This window comes from Labilithrix luteola, from assembly GCF_001263205.1.
GTDB lineage: Bacteria > Myxococcota_A > Polyangia > Polyangiales > Polyangiaceae > Labilithrix > Labilithrix luteola.
Genome location: NZ_CP012333.1, coordinates 7,671,538 through 7,690,868 on the forward strand (window position 1 = coordinate 7,671,538; position 19,331 = coordinate 7,690,868).

The following is a 19,331-nucleotide window of genomic DNA, read 5'->3' on the forward strand; positions in this document are numbered from 1 at the left end:
GAATGCGCGGGACGTGCGATCGAGCGTCGTGCTCTTCCGGCCCCGGTTGCCGACGATCCTCGCGTGCGCAGGTTTTGCTTGGTCGTTCTTCTGCCACAGGGGTGATCCATGTCGACGCTCGCGCTCATCTCCTTCGCGACGTTCATCATCACCATGATGTTCCAGACCGGGCTGCAGACGACGAGGGGCGACCTCGACGCGATGGCCCATCGCGGCCACGACATCTGGCGTGGCGTGGTCCTCATGCTGGTCGTGAGCCCGCTCGTGGCATTTCTGCTGGTCCATCTGGCTGGCCTGAAGGGCCCCATGGCCACCTCGCTCTTGGTGCTCTCCGTCGTGGGCGTGATGCCGATCTTTCCGCGCGCGGCGTGCAAGGTCGACGGCGATCTGGCTCTCGCCATCGTGCTCATGTTCCTTCTCGGTGGCATCACGGTGGTGACGGCCGCGCCGACGGCATCGTGGCTGATCTCGTACACCGGCCCGCGTAACGCGGTGCCGGTCGCGAGGCTGGTCGCTCAGCTCGTTCTCCTGCAGGCCGCGCCGCTCATCCTCGGAAGGCTGGTGCGCGCTCGGACGAGCTGGGGGCTGAAGGTCCGCAAGGTCGTCCAGGTCGTGAACATCGTCGCGCTCGCCGCGCTGGTGGCGTTCCTGCTGCTGCCGCACCTGCGCGACGTCTTGGCCGTGAGTGGGACGGTCGCCGTCCTCGCGGTCGTTCAGTCGCTCATCCTCGCGGCGGCGGGGTGGCTCATCGGAGGACGCTCGCACGCCGTGCGGCGGACGCTGGCCGTCATGGTCAACCCGCCGAACGTGGGCCTCGCGACGATCCTCGTGTCTTCGGTCCCCGGTGCGCCTCGGCTTCTCCCGGTCGTCGTCATCGGGCTCTTTCTGGTACGCGCCGTCGTTTCGATAGGAGTGCAATTGGGCATCACTGCATCCCTGAGGCGGGCAGACCGCAGGGGCGATACGGACGCGGGGATTCCTGCCTCGCGTCGTCGAACCGTCCACAGCAGCTGACGCGACTCGTCGACAGACGATCGAGCGGCGCGATGGTAGAGTTGCGCCCGCATGCGCCGGGCCTTTGCTCTCTTGGCATCGCTCTCGTTCTCGCTCTCGTTGTCGGGGTGCGGCTTGTCGGTGAGCGGTGAATTCGCGCCCTCCACGCAGCAAGCGCCGTCCGCCGAAGCCGGTGCGTCACTCCCGCCTTCCAGCACGGCGCAGCCTGACGGGAGCATGCCGGACGTCGATGCGAACGACGCGAACGACGCTGGCACGGACGACGCGATGGCGCCGGCGCCGGTCATGTACGCCGTCGGCGAACGATTCTTCAGCTACGTCCCCACCACCTTCGTGTGGACGTGGACCGAAGCGTTGCCCTTCACGTCCTGCCCGACCACGCTCGACGAGCTCGCCGCGAACGAATCGGGAGCGCTCTTCGGCGTCGGCAATGGTCGTCGCGCTCTCTACGTCGTGAAGCCGCACCCGACCGACCCTGTCTGCACCAAGGTCAACACTGTCGACCAAGCGAGCGGCACGTATCCCCGTTCGCTAGCCTTCGCTCCCAAGGGAACGCTCGACGTCGCCGCCGAGGTGCTCGTCGGTTACGACGACGACGGCAACTACGTTCGGATCGACACCGCGCTCGGCACGATGGTCACCATCACCAACACCGCCGCGAGCGGTCTCGCCATCGGTGACGTCGTGAGCGTCGGTTCGAAGGGCTACATCATCGCGACCGGCAGTGGTTGCGACCACGGTGACTGTCTCTTCGAGATCGATTTCTCGACCGGCCTCCGCACGAGCAGCACGCCCACCGCCGTGATCCAAGACGCGGACGAGGCGATCACGGGCCTTGCCCACTGGGCCGGGAAGATCGTGGCCTTTTCGGGAGGCGACGAGGTCTATCAGTTCGCCTCGCCGAACTTCTCGACCGTCACCAAACTGAACGGACCGCCGGGGGTGAAGAACCTGGCGTTCCACGGCGCGGCCTCGTCGACGGCGGCCCCTACGAACTGACGCCCGGAAAGGCGGGGCGGCGCGGGGATCGATGCGTTCCTGCGGGGTTTTACCGGCGGTCCGAAATTTTATCGGGCTCGAGCGAAATTGGCGGTACCTCGGTGGCTACCGTGCGAAGGTGCTGCCCCTCGGAGGTCCGACGATGAATCGCGCCCGAATCAGCTTTCTCCCCATTCTCGTGCTCGTCTCGCTCGCCGGTTCGACGGTCGGCTGCAGCAAGAAGCAGAACGAGACCGCGACGGACGCCGGCGCAGCGCCGAGCGCGAACGTCGCGGCCTCTGCCGCGCCGGATGCGGGGAATCCTCTTGCGCGCCGCGGCTTGAATCTCGGCGGTGGGCCGGCGGGGATGCTGATCCACGAAGCGAAGATGCTCGAGCTGAACGACACGCAGAAGGCGGCCGTCACGAAGCTCGAAGAGCAGCTCCAGACCATCCCCCAGCCGCGCAAGGAAGCGCGCGAGATCCACGTGGAGGTCGCGAACGAGGTCAAGGCGGGCAAGATCGAGCAGGCGAAGCTCGCGCCCACCTATACGGCCATGGACAAGGCCGTGACGGCGCAGAAGGAGCAGGAAGCTGCGGCGCTGAACACGCTCTACGCGACGCTCGAACCGGCGCAGCGCAAGGCGCTCGTCGACGACGTGCGCGGCAAGCTTGCCGAAATGGACAAGCACATGCCGCCGCCGAAGGACGACGCGCAGAGGCGCGAGATGGTCACGAAGCAGAAGGTGGAGCGCTACTCGCGCGACGCGGAGCTCGACGACACGCAGAAGAAGAGCCTCGAAGCGATCTTCACGAAAGACGCCGCAAAGGACGGCGGGCTCGCCACGATGCCGGACATGGCGGCGGAGATGCGCGCCACGAACGAAGCCGTGGTGGACGCCTTCGAGAAGGATCCGTTCGACGCGACGAAGCTTCCGCAGTTCGATGGCGCTGCCGCCGCGAAGAAGGCCCGCGTCCCCATCGAGCAGGAGGTGACGCTCCTCACGCAGCTCCTACCGATCCTCAAGCCCGATCAGCGCGAGAAGCTCTCCGTCAAATTGAGCCGACAGGCGGCGATGGGCGGCCCGCAGGGACTGATGGGGCCGGGCATGATGCGGCCTGGAATGCCGAACATGCGCATGCCGCAGCGTCCGGGCGAAGGCCCCCAGCCGACGCCGCCGCCGGGAGCACCTCCGGCGCCGCAAGCGCACTGATCGCTCCTCTCTCGCCGAGGGCCTGAAGACGCCCCGGTGAGTTTCACCTCAGGCGATGCGTTCGCGCACGCGCTGGGCGCTGCGTCCTTCGGGGCCCGTTCGTCCGGTTGCGTGCGCGCCGCCTTTTGTTTCCGGATGATCCGCTTGCTCGAGGCAGGGCACGCGGGGTGCACGGGGCTCTCCACGCGTTCGCGCGAAGGAGCACACGATGAAGCCTGCCTCGCTCGCTCTGTCTGCCGCTGCGGCCCTCGCAGTCCTCTGTGTCGTGCGAGAAGCTTCCGCGCAGACGCCCCCGACGCCCGTGGAAGGCACCCCGGCCGCGCCGCCTGCCCAGGCAGCCGCGCCGAAGCCGCCAGTGCCGGCCGTGAGCTTCGGCCGGAAGAACGAGCTCGCGATTTCCAGCGACGCGGGCCTCCTGATCGCAAATACGACGACGCAGGGCTTTCATGGATCGACGACCACGATCACCGTGCTGCCGTCGGTCGACTACTTCCTCGTCGATCACTTCTCGATCGGCGGCTTCGTGGGCCTCAATTACACGCGTCGCGAAGGTGGTCACACGACTCAGTTCCTGACCGGCCCGCGTGTGGGTTACGACATTCCCGTGGGCCGCTACCTGTCCGTGTGGCCCAAGCTCGGCTTGTCGGTGTCGTCGACGAGCCAGTCGGTCGACATCGTCGATCTGACGACGAACACCACGTCGAAGCAGAGCACCAGCCACACGAACATGGCGGTCAACGTCTTCGTGCCCGTGCTCGTTCATCCGGTGGAGCACTTCTTCGTCGGCTTCGGTCCTGCGCTCGATGCCGACATCACGGGCGACACGAAGACGACGACCATCTCTGGACGACTCACGATCGGCGGCTACCTCGGATTCTGAGCGACGGGGTTGCCTCGCGGCGCCTCCGTCTGCGATGAAGAAGGAGCGTGGATCGACGCTCCCTCTCGCCCGAGATCCTCACGCTGGCTTTCGGTCTGGCGTGCGCGCTCGCGCTGCTCGTCCTGCTCGTCCTGCTCGGCAGGGCCTTTTCGGCGTGGAGACGAAGCCGTCGTGCACGCTGGCGCGCGCGTCGTGCCGTGGAAGGCGAGGCCCGGGCCGCGCGCTGGCTGGCGGACCAGGGCTATCGCGTGCTGGGCGCCCAGGTCGAGGCCGAGCACGCCGTGCACGTCGACGGTGAGCCGGTGCTCGTCGGGCTTCGCGCCGACTACGTGGTCGAGCGCGACGGCCATCGCTTCGTGGTCGACGTCAAGACGGGGAGTCAGGCCCCGCGCATCGAGACGCCGGCCACGCGACGTCAGCTCCTCGAGTATCGCGTGGCGTTCGATGTCGACGGCGTGCTTTTGGTAGATGCCGAGGAAGGACGCATCCACACCGTGACGTTCCCGCGCGTCGAGCGTGCCGAGAGCTCGTCGTCGTCACCGATCTGGTTGCTGGCCGCGGCGGCGTTGGCCGTGGCGGTCTTCGTCCTCACGCGCTGATCGGTTCAGTTCGACGAAGGGTCATTCGGAGTGCTGCCGGCATCGTCGATGGCGCCGGCGTCGGGCGTGGATTCGGGCTCCGGCGCCGTCTTTGGCGCAGGGTCGTTCTCCACGACCGCCGCATCGACCTCGGAGCGCTTGGGCGCGCGCGTGGAGAGCGGCGGATCGAGAGGAACCTTCTCGCTCCGCGAGCGCACGAAGAAGGTGAGGGCCATCTCGATGTCCCAATCCGGGAGCGAGTGGCCACCCTCGCGCGCGACGATCTGAGCGGGCCACTTCTCGCGGGCGAGCTCACCCGACAGCCGGATCATCTCGTCGTTCGAGGCGTCTTCGTCGGCGGTGATGAGGAGCATCGGCACCTTGTTGCCGACCGCGCGCGTGGGTTGCACGGGACCTGCGTGCGCCACCGTCACGGCGTCGAACGGGAAGAGCGCACGCGTGGCGATGAGCGTGGCGAAGTACCCGCCGTTCGAGAAGCCGAGGAGGTAACGCGGTCCACTACCAAGCTGCTCGTTCACGACGTCGAGGGCGGGCTGCCAGCGTTCCACGAACGCGGGCCCGGTGTCGGCGTTGCGTTCGTTGCTCGGCCAGCACCACCAACTGGCGAGCAGCGGATCGGAGCACTGATTCTGCGCGCCGCGGAGCGCGAGGACGGCGAAGCCTCGTGACGTTCCGAGCTTGGCCACGCGCTGCTGTCGGTCGAGCTCGTCGGCCGACGCATTGGGCGCGTACCGTCCGTGCAGATAGATCAGGAGGGGCGTGCCCTGGCCTGCCGCGGAGGGCAGGGCGAGGCAGCCGCCCCCGGAGATCGGATCGAGGCCCGTCGCGCACCAGGCGATGACGTCGCTCGTTCCTTCGCGTCCAGGTGCCGCGTGCGAAAACTTCGGTCGTCGGATCAGGATTGCGATGACCACCGCGCCGACGCACAGCGCGACGGCGGCGTAGAACTTCGTGGCGCTCGAGTGGCCGTAAGCCCGTGCCATAGGATCTGTTTTACCGCACAAAAGCGGCCCGCGAGAGGGTTATGCTGCCCGCCATGGCGAACGACATTGTCGTGCTGGAAACGAACCTGGGAACCATCGAGATCGAACTCGACGCGGAGCGCGCGCCGAAGTCGGCGGCAAACTTCTTGCGCTACGTCGACGACGGTCACTACGGCGGGACAATTTTTCACCGCGTGATTCGCGGTTTCATGGCGCAGGGTGGCGGCTTCGACGAAGGCTACGAAAAGAAGTCCGTTCGTGAGCCGGTGCCGAACGAGGCCGACAACGGCCTGAAGAACGCCCGTGGCACGGTCGCGATGGCCCGCACGAACGATCCCCACTCGGCCACGGCTCAGTTCTTCATCAACCTCGTCGACAACGGCTTCCTCGATCACACGGCGAAGACCGCCAGTGGTTGGGGCTACACCGTGTTCGGCAAGGTGATCTCGGGCATGGATGTCGTCGATCAGATGGCGGCCGTCCCCACGGGCTCTGGGGGCCCTTTCCCCAAGGACGCCCCGCAGAAGCCGATCGTCATCAAGGCTGCACGTCGCCGCTGAAAGGCCGCGCCGTCGCCGCGGCCGTAACGGCCCACTGGGAAGCCCAACGTCCGGCGAGGCGTTGGGCTTTCGCAACGCTAGAATGAGAACGATGAGCTGGGCCGCGAACGGCGAAGTGCGAGCGCGCCGACACGGCCCCCTGCGAGCCTGGGCAGCGGGGCTGCTGCTTTTTGCATCGTCGTTCCTCTCGTGTGGAATCGGTCGTCATGCCTCGCGCCCCCTCGCCCCCAACGTGGGTGATGCGGGGCAGGTCGCGCAGGCGGCCGTCGATGCGGGCGTGGCCCCGAAGCTCGCCGCGTCGGCGCACGCGGGAAGCGCGAGCGTTCCGGAGTTCGAGAACGACCCGCGCTTCTCGGTGATCGATGCTCCGATCGAGGCGGCCATCGCCGAAGGCAAGATGCCCGGTTGCGTGGTCGTGATCGGCCGCCACGACGAGGTGCTCTACCGGCGTGCGTACGGCTCGCGATCGATCCTACCCGAGCGCTCGGCGATGACCTTGGACACTGTGTTCGACCTCGCGTCGCTCACGAAGCCCGTGGCGACCGCGACGAGCGTGATGATCCTCGTCGAGCGCGGCGCCATCGACCTCGACGCCTACGCATCGAAGTACGTCTCCGAGCTCGCCAAGCTTCCGCCGTTCACCGTTCGACAGCTCTTGCTGCACACGAGTGGGCTGCCGGCGGCGAATCCGATGGGCGACTACGGCGAAGGGCGCGCCGGGCTCATGCGCCACATCGGCGAGGCCGTGCTGAAGACCAGGCCGGGCGAGCGCTTCGTCTACTCCGACGTCGGTTTCATCGTCCTCGACGAGATCGTGCGGCGTGTGAGCGGCTCGGACCTCGCGGCCTTCACGGCGAACGAGATCTTCGAGCCGCTCGGCATGACCGACACGGGCTATCTCCCGACGACGGCCTTGCGCGCGCGGGCAGCGCCGACCGAGGTGCGCGACGGCGCGTTCATCCAGGGCGACGTGCACGATCCGCGCGCCTGGGCGCTCGGCGGTGTGGCCGGCAATGCAGGCGTATTCTCGACGGGCGACGACCTCGCGCGCTTCGCCCGCGCCATGCTCAACCGAGGCGAGCTCGACGGGCATCGCATCTTCGCCGAGAAGACCTTCGAGACACTGACCACCAGGCGCGACACGTCGAGCGGCGGTCGCGGTCTCGGATGGGACATCGACAGCAAATACGCATCGCACAAGGGCACGCGGATGTCGCCGCATGCTTTCGGTCACGGTGGCTTCACCGGCACGGCGATGTGGATCGATCCCGATCGCGACCTCTTCGTCGTGTTCCTGAGCAACCGGGTGCATCCCGACGGCAAGGGGGCGGTCAATCCGGTCATCGGCGAGATTGCGACCTCTTTGGTTCGCGCCACCGAGGTCAACACGGGCATCGACGTGCTCAAGGAGACCGCGTTCGCGAGGCTTGCCGGCGCGAAGGTGGGGCTCGTGACCAACGCGAGCGCCAAGACGCGCGACGGCATGACCACGATCGACGCGTTGCGAACTGCGCACGGCGTGACGTTGAAAGCCATCTTCTCCCCCGAGCACGGCTTGCGTGCCGAGAAAGAGGGGGCGATCTCGGACACCTCCTATGCCGGCGTACCGGTGTACAGCCTATACGGCGAGCGCTCGGCGCCTTCGTCATCGACGCTCGACGGCATCGACACGCTGGTCTTCGATCTGCAGGACGTCGGCGTTCGCTTCTACACGTACGCCTCGACGATGAAGCGCGCGATGAAGGTCGCCTCGGATCGCGGCATGCGCTTCGTCGTCCTCGATCGACCGGACCCACTCGACGGCGTGGACGTCGAGGGCCCGATGCTGACGCCGCCCGCGACCGGCGCCTTCGTGAACCACCATGCGCTGCCCGTGCGCCACGGCATGACGATGGGCGAGCTCGCGCGTCTCTTCGCCGACGACGAACGGATGTCGGTCAAGCTCGAGATCGTTGCGCTCCAGAACTGGCGACGACGCGACTACTTCGACCGCACGGGGCTTTCGTGGGGCAGTCCGTCACCGAACCTGCGTAACGTGCGCGGTACCGTGCTGTATCCGATGCTGGGGCTGCTCGAAGGCACCAATCTCTCGGTGGGGCGCGGTACCGACGAGCCCTTCGAAATCTTCGGAGCGCCGTGGCTCGACGAGGGGGCTCTCGCCGCGCGCCTCGATGTCCTCGGCATCCCCGGCGTGAGCTTCGAGCCCACGACCTTCACGCCGACGGCGAACCCTTACGCGCGCCAGAAGTGCCATGGCCTCCGGGTCAAAGTCACCGACCGCACGAAGTACAAGCCTGTTCGCGCCGCCCTCGGCATCGCCCTGGGCATCCAGGCCCTTCATCCTCGCGAGTGGGAGGTCGATCACGTCGACCGCCTCCTCCAGAGCGAGAAAGCGATGGCGGCGCTGAAAGCGGGCAAAGACGTGTCCGAGATCGAGTCGACCTGGGAAGCCGAGCTCGCCGCGTTCAGGGAGAAGCGCGAGACGTTCCTGCTGTATCGATAGCGCGTCTCAGCGCCGCCGACGGCGGCTGGGAGAGCGGGGAGACGACCCTAGCCGCCGGGCAATCCAGGTCATCGCCGCCGCGCCGATCGCGTAACAGATCACGTCGTGCCAGGCGAAGGCGGTCCCGAGCACGAAGTGGAAGATACGCGGCAGCTTCGCGGGAATGCCGGTGAGCTGGAAGAGCTCGATGAACGTCGAGACGAAGAAGGCGACGATGCCGAGTTCGACGGGGCGAAGGCCGGGGCGCGCGAGCGCGACGAGGAACCCGATCATGATCGCATAGACGACGTCGCCGAGGCTCTTGTCGACGAGCGATATGCCGACGTGGGCTTGCCGCGAGAGGAGGCCCACGATGATGGTTCCGAGGACTCCGATCAATGCTTCCCGGCGCTGCACGCGCGAACATTACAGCAAGTCGGCGCCGCCTCGCGCGGCTGTCGACATGGGATTCCGAGGGACGAGCGCCTGCGATGAGTGGTCAGCGCGAACGCTTCGTACGGCTCGTCTTGCCGCTTGCGGCACGAGGCATCTCGAAGGTGTCGAGCAACCGTTCCGCCATTTGGCGTGCCTCGCGCGGCACCTTCGGATCGCGTTCCATCGATGCGCCCACGACGGCGCCGTCGTAGAGCACGCCGAGCTGGCGTGCGAGGACCTCGCCGTCGCGGGCGCTGATCTGCTTGGCGAGGTCGAGAAAGATTGCCAGCAGCCAGGTGCGCGTCGAGGCCGCGACTTGCCGAACTTGCGTGTCGCCCTCGGGCTCCTCGGCGGTCGCATTCACGAAGGCGCAGCCTCGGTATCCGGGCTCTGCCGCGATCTCGGCCAGGAGATCGAAGATCGCGAGGATCTTGTCGCGCGCCTCTTCGTGCTGGGCGATGCGCTCGGCGATGCGCGCCTGACGTCGCTGCGCACGAGCTTCGAGGTAAGCGCGAACGAGCGCTTCTTTGCTCCCGAAGGTCGAATAGAGCGACGCTTTGGCGACGCCCGCCTTCTCGAGCACGCGCTCGATGCCAACCGTGTGGACTCCCTCGCGATAGAAGAGCTCGTTGGCCGCGGCGAGCAGGCGGTCCCGTGCGGAGCCTTCAGCTTTCGTGGCGCCCATCCCTTGACCATACAGACCGGTCTGTTTAGAGTCAAGGCGACCAGACAGACTGGTCTGTCTACTTCTTGAACGAACAAGCACTGCACGCGCCGTTCTTTGGGAACACGTCCTGCGAGGCCAGCCGTCGTCGATGGCCGCGCCGCGCGCAGCAGATTTTCGAGGCCCCTCATGCGCCTTTCCAGGACTGCAGCCTTCGTCCTGCAGGCTTCGCTCATCCTTCTTTTCCTCGCGGGCTCCAGTGCGCCGTCGCCGCTGTATGCGGTCTACCAATCGGCCTGGGGCTTCAGCCCGATCATGATCACGATCATCTTCGGGACGTACGCGCTCGCCGTGCTGGCGACGCTGCTCGTTGCCGGCTCGCTGTCGGATTACACGGGGCGCCGTCCCGTTCTGCTCGTTGCCACACTGCTGCAGGTGATCACGATGGCGATCTTCGCGACGGCGCATGGCGTCGGAGCGCTTCTCGTCGGGCGCGTCGTGCAGGGCATTTCGGTCGGCATGGCCGGCGGTGCGGTCGGCGCCGGCATGATCGACATCGATCGTGAGAAGGGCACCCTCGCGAACTCCGCTCTTCCGCCTCTCGGAACCGCGACCGGCGGCCTGCTCGCCGGACTTCTCGCGCAATACCTGCCGGCGCCGACAGTGCTCGTTTACGTCGTCCTCGGTGTCGTCTTCGTCGGGCAGCTCGTCGCGCTCTTGTTCATGCCCGAGTCGATCAGCCCGCAGCCGGGCGCGCTCGCATCGCTTCGCCCCCGCATCGGACTGCCGCCGAACCTGAGGCGCCCCACGCTGCTTGTCGCGCCGGCGCTCGTCGGGGCGTGGGCTCTGGCGGGCTTCTATCTCTCGCTCGGCCCCACGCTCGCGCGGCGGCTTCTCGGGTCGCACTCGCTCGCTCTCGGCGGTCTCGTCGTCTTCGTGCTTGCCGCAAGTGGGTCGATCACCGTGATGCTCACGAGGCTGCGGCCAGCTGCGTCGCTCGTCACGTTCGGCGCTGCGGGGCTCATCGTCGGCGTGGGCCTCACGCTCTTGGCAATGGCGAGTATGTCGAGCGTCGTCTTCTTCCTGGGAGCCACGATTGCGGGAATGGGCTTCGGCGCTGCTTTCCAAGGAAGCATGCGCATGGTTTTGCCTCTCGCGGCGCCCCACGAGCGCGCGGGCGTCCTCTCCGTGCTCTACGTGATTGCCTATCTCGCCATGGGACTACCGGCCGTGTTGGCGGGAATTGGAGTTGTCTATGGCGGCGGTGTGATCGCTACGGCTCGCGAATACGGCATGGGCGTCATGGCGCTCTCCTCGCTCGCCTTGGTCGGGACGCTGGCACGCCGGCGATCGGTATCGACCGTCGCAGCACCTGCTAAATCCTGAATTCCTCCCTTCGTGGCTGACAACGAAGTTCGTGAAACCCGTTATCGGGACGCCTCGTCCGAAGAGAGCCGCCGAGCGCGAGGAGGAGGGCGAGAGGAACGCATCCGCTCTCGCCCCCTTCTCCGCAACGTCAGTGCTTCTTCGCCGGCGTGGTGGCCGGTGTCTTTGCCTTCGTCGGGGGTGATGCCTTGGCCGCCGGTGCCGAGTTGCTCGGCGCAGCGGAGGCCGCGTTCGCTGTGGTGGGGGGCGTGGTCGCCGTGGCGGTGGCCGTGGCCGTGGCGCTCGGGCTCGTGTTGAGAAGCGGGCTTTGCCCGATGCCATGGGTGCGGGTGGCGAAGAAGACGCTGCCCGCGACGGCGAGCACGATGGGAATCGCAATCCACTTCGGGGGGCCGCCGCTCGAGCGAGCCGGAGCAGCCATCGCCCCGTGCCGTGTGGCCGGGACCGAGGAGCCTTGGTAGTCCTCGAACGCGGGCCGCGAGTTCCAATTCTCGTTTGCGTATTCGGTCATCGTCGAGACGAGCGAGCGGTGATCCCGAATCTTCGATTGGAGGAAGATGCGCTCGGGAATCGCCTGGTTCTGGATGGGCGCGAAGGCCGCCTCGAGCGATTGGAGCTTCTCGCGTGTGCGATTGAGGCAGCGCTGGATGGCGCCGCGGAAATCGTCGCTTCGATTACCGAGGTCCCACAGGCTGCGCGTGGCGCTCTCTGCGTCGTTGGTCGTCTGGTCATCGTGGTTCTCGATCATCTCGAGAAGGATGGGGGTGACGGTCGCGATGGCCGCCGCCTTGTCCGGCACGTTGCCGAGGTCGGCCATGTGCGCGTAGTCACGCGCGGCGCGCCAGCGTTCCTTGCGCGACGACGACTTCATCTTGCGGAGGCATGACTCCGGAGTGAGCTGCTCCCCGGGCTCGTCGACGTAGTCGCGCGGCCTGTTCGCGGCGGCGAGGGTCTCGGCGACCTTGTTCTGCATCTCCTCCTGGAAGGCCGGCCCCGCGTGCTTCTGGTAGAGTTGGCCGTACTGCACGCTCAGCTTGAACGTCGCGTCGGCGGCCATCTTTTTGGTCCACGCTTCGTTCGCGCGATGCCACTGATCGGGACCGCTGAGGCCGAACTCGCGCACGACCGCATCGAGGTCCTTGCTCTTGCGGCTGAGGGCAACGGCGACTTGCGCATACTTGTCGAGGGTGAGGCCCTCCTCGACGTCCTGACTCATGTCGCGGACGTCGCCGAAGTTCGCCTGCATCGACGCCTGCTGCAGCTGCATGTGGAACTTGGCCTGCAGCTGCCCCGTCGGATCGGCCTGGAAGCGCTCGTACCAGGCGTTGTACGCCATGGCGTACGTGTGGGGATCGAGGCCACGTGCGGCAAGCCAGTTTTGCCAGTGGGCGTCACCCTGGGGCTCACCGAACTGCGTGCGGAGCGCGCTCTGTTTGCTCGTGATCTCTGCCAGGGCTTCCAACGTCACGCCATAGATCGCTTCCATCGTGCCTCACCCTATACGCGGCCGCCGCTCTGGCGTGCTCGTCGGATCGACACATGCCGGCGTTCGCGAGTAACAGCACGCCAACGAATTTGGGCACACCTTGTGTGTTCGTCGGCGTGTCAGGCGGGATGTCCCAATAGGTCGTTGACTTTATCGATTAGAACTGACGTGCCGTCGTTGGCCGACGCGATGGGTCGGTCGTGACCGGAGAAGCGATCTCCGTAGCGGCAAGCGCGTACGCGGCCAGCCGTGCATGCCGTTGCGCGAGTTCGGAGGGAGATTCAGCCACCATCGAGGCTCGTTGACGGCATCCGCATGGGATTCCTGACGCAACGAACTCTGATACATCCAGCACCAAGCCCCATGAGCGTTTGGGTGGAGACGTCATGCGAAGAGTGAATTGGTCGGCAGCTCGGTGCCTATTGGCCGCGTGTGCCTTGCTGCTCACAGTCATCGGGTGTCAAAACGACAACGTTGCTCTCCAAGGAAGCGACGGCCACGAAGCTCGCTCCGATGCGGGAGCAGGCACCCTCGGCATCGCGGTGTCTCCTTCGCTCGTCGAGTTCGACGTTGGCTGGTCAGTCGTCGTGGACGTCACGGTCGCCAACGTGTCGTCGGTCCCCGCGGAGATTTCGGTCGACGGGCTTCCCACCGGCATGAGCGTCATCGCGACGCCGCCGGAGACAATGGCTGTGAGCAGTCTTCACCTGGCCTCGGACGCGTCGATCTCTCCGGGAGAGTATCCGCTCACGGTCCGTGCGCGTGCCGGCGAGGCGACTGCGAGTGCGACGGTCGTCGTACGCGTTCGCCCGCCGGTCGCGCCATTCGTGCTCACGGTGACGCCGAACCATCTGACGGTCGCCCAGGGGGACCGATTCGAAGTCGCCGTCAACGTGACGCGAAACGCAGGCTTCTCGGGCCCTCTCGAAGTCGCCCTCGCCCCTGAATCTCGAGCGCTTGGATTCACGGCGACCGGCTTCACGTTGCCGCCGGGGGTGACGGCGGGGGTTCTCTCCGTCCGAACGAGCCTCGACGCACCGCCGGGGGAGACGACACATCTCCTCGTTCGTGCGGATTCGAGTGACACGTGGAGCGGAGATACCCTCGAAGTCGACGTCGAAGGTCGTCATGGCGGTATCGACACGAGCTTTGGCGCGGCCGGCTATCGCGTCGTCACGGGCTCGGCGTTCGCTGGGTTGGAGAATACCCGTGCCGCCGTACAGGCCGACGGGAAGATCGCGGTGGCGTTCTCGCGGTCCGATTCCGTTTCGGCGCTTGCGCGATTGAATCCGGATGGGGCGCTCGACACGACCTTCGGCATCGGCGGTACGACGGAGTTTGCGAACGCTTGGGACTTCGTCCCATCGGCCATCCTCGTCACCGACGACGGCAAGGTCGTCGTGGGAGGAGCCAAGGGCGACGCCTTCGTCATCGCCCGATTCTTGCCGTCTGGCGCCCCCGATTCGTCGTTTGCCACGACGGGCGCAGTGAGCACGACGCTCGGTGCTGGGACCTATCTCGGCGGGCTCGCAATGTTCGGCAAGGATGTCGTGGCCGCGGCGGTGGCAGCGTTTTCACCAAAACTTTTCCGCTTTCGCACGGACGGTACGCTCGATACGTCATTCAGCGGTACCGGAGGTCGCGCCGTCCCTTGCGGAAGCGCTCCGCGTGCACACGGAGTCATGGCTGCCGGCGATAGGGTGACGGTCGGCTGTTCGACGTACTTCGGCTACGTCGCGACGCGCCTTCTCGGTGACGGTTCGCTCGACACGTCGTTTGGAGCTGCGGGATCCGCGCAAGTTGCGATTCCCGAGTTCGGCAGCATCCTGTCGATGCGAATCGCGCCGCAAGCCGACGGCAAGATCCTCCTCGCTGGGAACGCGGGTATTGCTCGTTTGACGGCGAGTGGTGCTGCGGACCCGACGTTTGCAGCTGGAGGGCGTGTGACGCTGAAAGCGACCGGCGATGTCGCCCTCCAATCCGACGGCAAGATCCTCGTCGCCGGTGAGCCCGAGGTAAGTGCTCCCAGCTACCTCTTTCGGCTGACGACGACCGGCGCCTCCGACGTCACGTTCAACGAGACGGGACGTCTCTCACTCGCATACGGGGACTACACGGCGTTCGATTCGATGGTCGTCGGTAAGGACGGTCGAATTTACGTCATCGGCAATACCACTCGTCCGAATCCTGGTCTTGCCATCGCGCGGTACTGGCCATGAGGAAGCCAATGACATTGCGGAGTACTCTCGCCGAGACGTCGTCGGTCGCGCGGTCGATCGGACCGCGTGTCGTCGGCATTGGCGCTGCAGTCCTCCTTCTCGCCTTCGCAGCTTGTAACGGCGCTGTCGAGGAGCCGTCCGCACCGGACCTTGGTGCGGGCGAGGGAAGCGTTGGCGATCCCGACGCTGGTGCCCTCCTTCGGTTGAGTCTCGATCCGCCGGTGATCCGCCTCGACCCGGGCTCGGAGGGCACGACGACCGTGCTCGTTGCGAACGCCACCGGCGAACCCGTCGATCTCTCGGTGATGAACTTGCCGCTCGGGATGAGCGCCGTCTTCGACGGCAGCACGGGGGCTTCGAGCACGCTGACGATTCGCGTCGCGAACAATTTGATCGGTGACTTTCCGCTCTCCGTCCGTGCACGCGTCGGAGCAACGTCGGCGAGTGCGATGCTGACGGTCGGAGTGAACAACGTGGCGGCGCCGTTCACGTTCACGCTTGCGACCGATGGCGCCAAGCTCTCCAGGGGAGAAACGTTTCCGCTCCGCGTGCATGTCGAGCGCGGAGGAGGAATCGCTCTGCCCATCACCGTCTCGCTCCTCACGCCCCCGCCGGGGTTCGATGCGTCGACGTTCAACATCTCCGCGACCGCGAACGACGGCGTCTTGAACCTTCGCACGAACGGGCTCGTCCCTCGCGGAACGTCCACCGCATTGAGCATTCGGGCCACCACTGGAAGCCAGTCCGTCGACCGTACGTTCACCGCGTCGCTCGACGCTCCTTCGGGGAGCCTCGACGAGACGTTCGGCGGGGGCTCGGTCATCACGCCCGTCATCGACGTTGCCCCGACTCCGTCGGTCATCCATTCCGCCGTCCAGGCGGATGGCAAGCTCGTCGTCGGTACGACCCTCAACAACGGCTCATCGATCCAGATGGGCGTCGTTCGTTTCAACGAGGATGGGTCTCTCGACGAGACATTCGGTCCAAATGGGACGAGGAGGACGAGCTTCGCGCAATCGGCGCAGCTCGCAGGGCTCGTCATCCAGCCCGATGGCAAGCTGGTCGTCGCCGGCTCGGATTCTGGCTCGACCAGTCGCGTAGTGCTCGCTCGCTTCTTGCCCAACGGCGACTTGGACCCCTCGTTCGACGGCGACGGGATGCTGACCGTCAATCTGGGATTCGGTATCGGGGCCAATGCGACAGGGCTCGCCCTCGCAGGCGACAAGCTCGTCGTCTTGGCGAATGGCGGTGGTTCGGACTTCGTTCTCCTTCGCTTCGCTGCCGACGGCTCGTTGGACTCGAGCTTCGGTGGAAGTGGGATTCGACCGGTCGACATCGGCGGAACAGCCACCGCTCGCGGCGAAGCCCTCGCCGTCGTCGCCGGCAAGATCACGATCGCCGGCTCCTTGAACAACGACTTTCTCGTCGCGCGCTTCGCGGAGGATGGTTCGTTCGATCCGTCGTTCAATGCCGTGGGATGGCGAAACATCCCGATGGGAGTGTCGTACGCCATAGCGACGCGTCTCCTCGTGCAGGCGGACGGGAAGCTTGTCCTCGCGGGGCACAACGACGCCATCGTTCGGTTGACCAGCGCGGGCGAGCTCGATGCGACGTTCGGCGCCGGAGGAATCACGACCTCCGCCACCTTGGGGTCACGCCCCTTCGTGGGGTGGTTCGCGCCTGCTTTGGCGGAGCTGCCCGGAGGGAAGCTCATCGCGGCGGGGACGGCCGATTCCACGTCGAGTGGTCCGTTGGACTTCTATCTGCTTCGCCTCACGGAAGCAGGTGCCCTCGACACGTCATTCAACGACTCCGGCGACGTTCTACTGCCGGCCGGCGGAGCGGAGCTCGGCTCGGTGTCGGTCGCGCCCGATGGGCGGATCTATGCGGTCGGTCGGAGAGCGACGCTTCCGCGGCGATTGTTCGTCGCACGCTTTTGGCCCTGATTGGGTCGGGCGCTTCAGCGGCGGCGGAGCGTCAGGCCGACGAGTGAGGCGAACGTCACGGCGAAGACGAGGCCGCCCGTCACCGAGAGGATGAAGGCCATCGGCTTCACCTCGTCCACGATGCCGGCCATCGCGCTTCGTGCTGCACGTCGCGTGCAGTTTGCGACGGCGACACCGAGCGGGCCGTCGCCGTCGCGACCGAGGCGTGACTCGAGCTCGTCCACCACGCCTCGGGCGACGTTCCGGGCGGCGTGCTTCGAGCCGTCACCGAAACGTTCGCGGACGCTCGCGTCGTCGAGCTCCTCCAAGACGCCTCTCATCGTGCCGCGCGCCATCTGCTCGGCGCGTGCGCCGGGAGGCTGCTCGGGGAGGGCGTCGGTCATTCCGCGGGCGATCTGGCGCCCGGTTGCGCGCACGACGGTCGCGGCTTCGTCGGCGGCGCTGAGAATCGCGGAACGGCCACGCTTGATGGGACCCATACCTCTCGAAGAGGCAGGTTCCGTTCCGCGTTCCGTTCCGCGTTCGCGTCAGCTCGGCCGAGTCAGAGACAGCCGACGAGCGAGTCGTAGATCGACGTCGTCTTGCCGGGCAGGCGTGCGTGCAGCGGATCGTCGCCGGCGAGCGCGCTGACGAGCGTGCTCGGGTTCGCGTAGAGCTTGACCGAGCAGCTCTTCAGGATGGCATCCGAAACGACGCTGCCCTTCGAGTCGACTTCGGTGTTGGCGAGCGCGAAGGTCCAGGTGCAGGAGCGCACCTTGTTGGCCGCGCCGTCGACGGCGCAGGCGAAGCCGAGCGCTTCGATGTCCGAGTAGTCACCCTCGCAGAAGGTGTCGCCGCAGACGTCGTCGAAGCCTTTGGCGAGCTTGCGCGTCGTGTCCATCCACGCCGAGCCGTCGCCGCCGCCGTTCCAGAGGAAGTCCTTCATCTCGACGAACGGGCCTTCCGTCGACGTGGGCGGGAGGTTGCCCACGACGCCGTCGAAGCAGTCGACGAGCGCGTCGTAGAACGACTTGTCCGTGCCGGGGAGGGCGCGGTGAATGACGTCGTCACCGGGGGCCGCGAGTGTGTCGAGGAACTTCTTCGAGGTCGTGTTGACCGGGATCTTGCAAGACCACGTGTGCGCGTCGCTCGTGATCGCGCCGCTCGCGGGGGCGACGTACTCGATGCTTCCGCCGAAGACCCACGTGCAGTCCTTCATCTTCTTGGCCTTCGTCGTGGCCGAGCAGGCGAGGCGAACGCTCGTGAGGTTGCTGAAGTCACCTTCGCAGAAGGTGTCGCCGCAGACGTTGTCGAAGCCCTTCACGAGGGCGTGCTTCACATCGATCCAGCGCGTGTAGTCACCTTCCGACAGCGCCTCGGAGAGATCGGAATAGCTGGTCTTGAGAGCGTCTTCCGACGAGACGGCGTCGTCCGAAGAGTCAGTCGTTCCCGCGCAGCCTGTACCGGCAATGGCGAGAGCGAGGGGGAGGACTGCGGAATAGCCCAGTGATCGCGAGAAGGTCATCATGGCGAACGGCTCCTTTCTTAGAGCCGGTCGGCCGAAGTGCAAGGAAATGTGCGGCAACGCTCGAAATTGTTCACCGACCTGCCGCATCCGAGGCAAGCGCGCGAACTTCTTCGGCAAATGCCACCGCACTTGGTGTCCTGGGCACGTCACGACGGAAAAGAAGCGCCGTCAGCTGGGAGGGAGGCGTGGGGCTCAGCGCCAGGACGGGCAGTCTGTCGGGATCGGCGAACCGCGGCTCGGGCAGGAGCGTGACCGCGAGTCCGGCCCGCACGATCGCCAGCAGCGACCCGACCGCGCTCGACTCCAGCACGATGCGCGGAGAGAACTTCGTGCTCGCGAGATACGTGTCGACGGAGGAGCGGGCGCGCAGCCCTCGCGCGAGAAGCGCGAAGGGTTCGTCGTCGAGCGCGCGCAGCTCCACGTGCGTCTCGCCGGCGAGGCGATGGCGCTTGCCGACCACCAAGCCGAGTCGGCTCTCGAAGACGGGCTCGGCCTCCACTTCCGCAAGGCGTGTCGAGCCGAGCGCGAGTCCCACGTCGAGCTTTCCCTCCGCGAGTCGTCCTTCCACGCGGCTCACGACGATCTCCTGCGCGTGGATGCGAACGCCCGGATACTTCCGCAGCACCGCCGAGAGCGCCGGCACCGCGAGGCCTCGAAGGCTCGGCAAGTACCCCACGCGGAGCGTGCCCATCGTCAGCCCGCGCAGCGCCTCGACGGCCAAGGTGCCCGCGCGCACGTCTTCGATCACGCGCGAGGCATGCGTGCGGAAGATCTCTCCGGCTTGCGTCAGACGCGCACCGCTTCGCCCGCGCTCGAAGAGCGGAGAGCCGAGCTCGTCCTCGAGTTGCTTGATCTGCTGCGACAACGTCGGCTGCGAGACGTGCAGCCGGCGCGCGGCCTTGCCAAAGTGCGCCGCGTCGGCGACGGCGAGGAAATAGCGGAGGTGCCTTAGCTCCATCGATAGGTGGTACCTATCAAT

General features: G+C 66.5%; 17 protein-coding genes. 10 read left to right on the forward strand and 7 right to left on the reverse strand.

Annotation, left to right across the window (positions count from 1 at the left end):
• Positions 1 to 108 precede the first annotated feature (108 nt).
• The 5 genes from AKJ09_RS33350 (at position 109) to AKJ09_RS33370 (ending at position 4,684) form a co-directional block, all read left to right on the forward strand.
• Complete coding sequence (locus tag AKJ09_RS33350; RefSeq protein WP_146651894.1) at positions 109 to 1,014, forward strand: bile acid:sodium symporter family protein; 906 nt, start codon at positions 109 to 111, stop codon at positions 1,012 to 1,014.
• A 51-nt stretch (positions 1,015 to 1,065) separates the two neighbouring features.
• The gene (locus AKJ09_RS33355; protein ID WP_146651895.1) at positions 1,066 to 2,013 is read left to right on the forward strand and encodes a hypothetical protein; all 948 of its coding nucleotides are present in this window, start codon (positions 1,066 to 1,068) and stop codon (positions 2,011 to 2,013) included.
• 142 nt (positions 2,014 to 2,155) lie between these two features.
• On the forward strand, positions 2,156 to 3,205 hold the full coding sequence (locus tag AKJ09_RS33360; protein ID WP_169928072.1) for a Spy/CpxP family protein refolding chaperone: 1,050 nt from the start codon (positions 2,156 to 2,158) through the stop codon (positions 3,203 to 3,205).
• 208 nt (positions 3,206 to 3,413) lie between these two features.
• Complete coding sequence (locus tag AKJ09_RS33365) at positions 3,414 to 4,085, forward strand: hypothetical protein (protein ID WP_146651897.1); 672 nt, start codon at positions 3,414 to 3,416, stop codon at positions 4,083 to 4,085.
• A gap of 47 nt (positions 4,086 to 4,132) precedes the next feature.
• A complete protein-coding gene (locus AKJ09_RS33370) occupies positions 4,133 to 4,684 on the forward strand; it encodes a PD-(D/E)XK nuclease family protein (protein WP_169928073.1) in 552 nt (183 codons plus the stop codon).
• A 5-nt stretch (positions 4,685 to 4,689) separates the two neighbouring features.
• On the opposite strand, the gene AKJ09_RS33375 is transcribed toward AKJ09_RS33370, so the two are convergent.
• A complete protein-coding gene (locus AKJ09_RS33375; protein WP_146651898.1) occupies positions 4,690 to 5,667 on the reverse strand; it encodes an alpha/beta hydrolase in 978 nt (325 codons plus the stop codon).
• A gap of 41 nt (positions 5,668 to 5,708) precedes the next feature.
• On the opposite strand from AKJ09_RS33375, the gene AKJ09_RS33380 reads away from it, so the two are divergent.
• Complete coding sequence (locus tag AKJ09_RS33380; protein ID WP_146651899.1) at positions 5,709 to 6,227, forward strand: peptidylprolyl isomerase; 519 nt, start codon at positions 5,709 to 5,711, stop codon at positions 6,225 to 6,227.
• Positions 6,228 to 6,318: 91 nt separating this feature from the next.
• The gene (locus tag AKJ09_RS33385; RefSeq protein ID WP_146651900.1) at positions 6,319 to 8,730 is read left to right on the forward strand and encodes an exo-beta-N-acetylmuramidase NamZ domain-containing protein; all 2,412 of its coding nucleotides are present in this window, start codon (positions 6,319 to 6,321) and stop codon (positions 8,728 to 8,730) included.
• A 6-nt stretch (positions 8,731 to 8,736) separates the two neighbouring features.
• Here the strand turns inward: AKJ09_RS33385 and AKJ09_RS33390 are convergent, their stop codons facing one another.
• Both AKJ09_RS33390 and AKJ09_RS33395 read right to left on the reverse strand, forming a co-directional pair.
• The gene (locus AKJ09_RS33390) at positions 8,737 to 9,126 is read right to left on the reverse strand and encodes a ribosomal maturation YjgA family protein (protein WP_146651901.1); all 390 of its coding nucleotides are present in this window, start codon (positions 9,124 to 9,126) and stop codon (positions 8,737 to 8,739) included.
• An 82-nt stretch (positions 9,127 to 9,208) separates the two neighbouring features.
• Positions 9,209 to 9,829: a TetR/AcrR family transcriptional regulator gene (locus tag AKJ09_RS33395; protein WP_146651902.1), complete on the reverse strand. Its 621-nt coding sequence runs from the start codon at positions 9,827 to 9,829 to the stop codon at positions 9,209 to 9,211.
• 168 nt (positions 9,830 to 9,997) lie between these two features.
• Here AKJ09_RS33395 and AKJ09_RS33400 point away from each other — a divergent pair, with 168 nt between their 5' ends.
• Positions 9,998 to 11,194 (forward strand): MFS transporter, encoded by a 1,197-nt coding sequence (locus AKJ09_RS33400; RefSeq protein WP_146651903.1) that lies wholly within the window; start codon positions 9,998 to 10,000, stop codon positions 11,192 to 11,194.
• Positions 11,195 to 11,324: 130 nt separating this feature from the next.
• Here the strand turns inward: AKJ09_RS33400 and AKJ09_RS33405 are convergent, their stop codons facing one another.
• Positions 11,325 to 12,680 (reverse strand): hypothetical protein, encoded by a 1,356-nt coding sequence (locus tag AKJ09_RS33405; RefSeq protein WP_146651904.1) that lies wholly within the window; start codon positions 12,678 to 12,680, stop codon positions 11,325 to 11,327.
• 386 nt (positions 12,681 to 13,066) lie between these two features.
• Between AKJ09_RS33405 and AKJ09_RS33410 the strand changes: the two genes are divergently transcribed.
• Both AKJ09_RS33410 and AKJ09_RS33415 read left to right on the forward strand, forming a co-directional pair.
• Positions 13,067 to 14,899 (forward strand): delta-60 repeat domain-containing protein, encoded by a 1,833-nt coding sequence (locus AKJ09_RS33410; RefSeq protein WP_146651905.1) that lies wholly within the window; start codon positions 13,067 to 13,069, stop codon positions 14,897 to 14,899.
• A gap of 8 nt (positions 14,900 to 14,907) precedes the next feature.
• On the forward strand, positions 14,908 to 16,845 hold the full coding sequence (locus AKJ09_RS33415; RefSeq protein ID WP_169928075.1) for an NHL repeat-containing protein: 1,938 nt from the start codon (positions 14,908 to 14,910) through the stop codon (positions 16,843 to 16,845).
• A 14-nt stretch (positions 16,846 to 16,859) separates the two neighbouring features.
• Here AKJ09_RS33415 and AKJ09_RS33420 read toward each other — a convergent pair whose 3' ends face one another.
• The 3 genes from AKJ09_RS33420 to AKJ09_RS33430 all read right to left on the reverse strand — a co-directional run bounded on the left by AKJ09_RS33420 (position 16,860) and on the right by AKJ09_RS33430 (position 19,310).
• The gene (locus tag AKJ09_RS33420) at positions 16,860 to 17,324 is read right to left on the reverse strand and encodes a hypothetical protein (RefSeq protein WP_146651907.1); all 465 of its coding nucleotides are present in this window, start codon (positions 17,322 to 17,324) and stop codon (positions 16,860 to 16,862) included.
• A 62-nt stretch (positions 17,325 to 17,386) separates the two neighbouring features.
• Positions 17,387 to 18,352 carry a hypothetical protein gene (locus AKJ09_RS33425; protein WP_146651908.1) on the reverse strand — a complete coding sequence of 322 codons (966 nt, stop codon included), beginning with the start codon at positions 18,350 to 18,352 and terminating at the stop codon, positions 17,387 to 17,389.
• A 70-nt stretch (positions 18,353 to 18,422) separates the two neighbouring features.
• A complete protein-coding gene (locus AKJ09_RS33430; RefSeq protein WP_146651909.1) occupies positions 18,423 to 19,310 on the reverse strand; it encodes a LysR substrate-binding domain-containing protein in 888 nt (295 codons plus the stop codon).
• Between the last annotated feature and the right edge of the window lie 21 nt (positions 19,311 to 19,331).

Excerpts from the sequence above, each read along its gene's own strand:
- AKJ09_RS33375 (WP_146651898.1), bottom strand. The coding sequence starts at position 5,667 with ATGGCACGGGCTTACGGCCACTCGAGCGCCACGAAGTTCTACGCCGCC.
- AKJ09_RS33360 (WP_169928072.1), top strand. The coding sequence starts at position 2,156 with ATGAATCGCGCCCGAATCAGCTTTCTCCCCATTCTCGTGCTCGTCTCG.
- AKJ09_RS33365 (WP_146651897.1), top strand. The coding sequence starts at position 3,414 with ATGAAGCCTGCCTCGCTCGCTCTGTCTGCCGCTGCGGCCCTCGCAGTC.
- AKJ09_RS33420 (WP_146651907.1), bottom strand. The coding sequence starts at position 17,324 with ATGGGTCCCATCAAGCGTGGCCGTTCCGCGATTCTCAGCGCCGCCGAC.
- AKJ09_RS33430 (WP_146651909.1), bottom strand. The coding sequence starts at position 19,310 with ATGGAGCTAAGGCACCTCCGCTATTTCCTCGCCGTCGCCGACGCGGCG.
- AKJ09_RS33395 (WP_146651902.1), bottom strand. The coding sequence starts at position 9,829 with ATGGGCGCCACGAAAGCTGAAGGCTCCGCACGGGACCGCCTGCTCGCC.
- AKJ09_RS33350 (WP_146651894.1), top strand. The coding sequence starts at position 109 with ATGTCGACGCTCGCGCTCATCTCCTTCGCGACGTTCATCATCACCATG.
- AKJ09_RS33385 (WP_146651900.1), top strand. The coding sequence starts at position 6,319 with ATGAGCTGGGCCGCGAACGGCGAAGTGCGAGCGCGCCGACACGGCCCC.
- AKJ09_RS33355 (WP_146651895.1), top strand. The coding sequence starts at position 1,066 with ATGCGCCGGGCCTTTGCTCTCTTGGCATCGCTCTCGTTCTCGCTCTCG.
- AKJ09_RS33400 (WP_146651903.1), top strand. The coding sequence starts at position 9,998 with ATGCGCCTTTCCAGGACTGCAGCCTTCGTCCTGCAGGCTTCGCTCATC.
- AKJ09_RS33410 (WP_146651905.1), top strand. The coding sequence starts at position 13,067 with ATGCGAAGAGTGAATTGGTCGGCAGCTCGGTGCCTATTGGCCGCGTGT.
- AKJ09_RS33380 (WP_146651899.1), top strand. The coding sequence starts at position 5,709 with ATGCTGCCCGCCATGGCGAACGACATTGTCGTGCTGGAAACGAACCTG.
- AKJ09_RS33405 (WP_146651904.1), bottom strand. The coding sequence starts at position 12,680 with ATGGAAGCGATCTATGGCGTGACGTTGGAAGCCCTGGCAGAGATCACG.
- AKJ09_RS33425 (WP_146651908.1), bottom strand. The coding sequence starts at position 18,352 with ATGATGACCTTCTCGCGATCACTGGGCTATTCCGCAGTCCTCCCCCTC.
- AKJ09_RS33415 (WP_169928075.1), top strand. The coding sequence starts at position 14,908 with ATGACATTGCGGAGTACTCTCGCCGAGACGTCGTCGGTCGCGCGGTCG.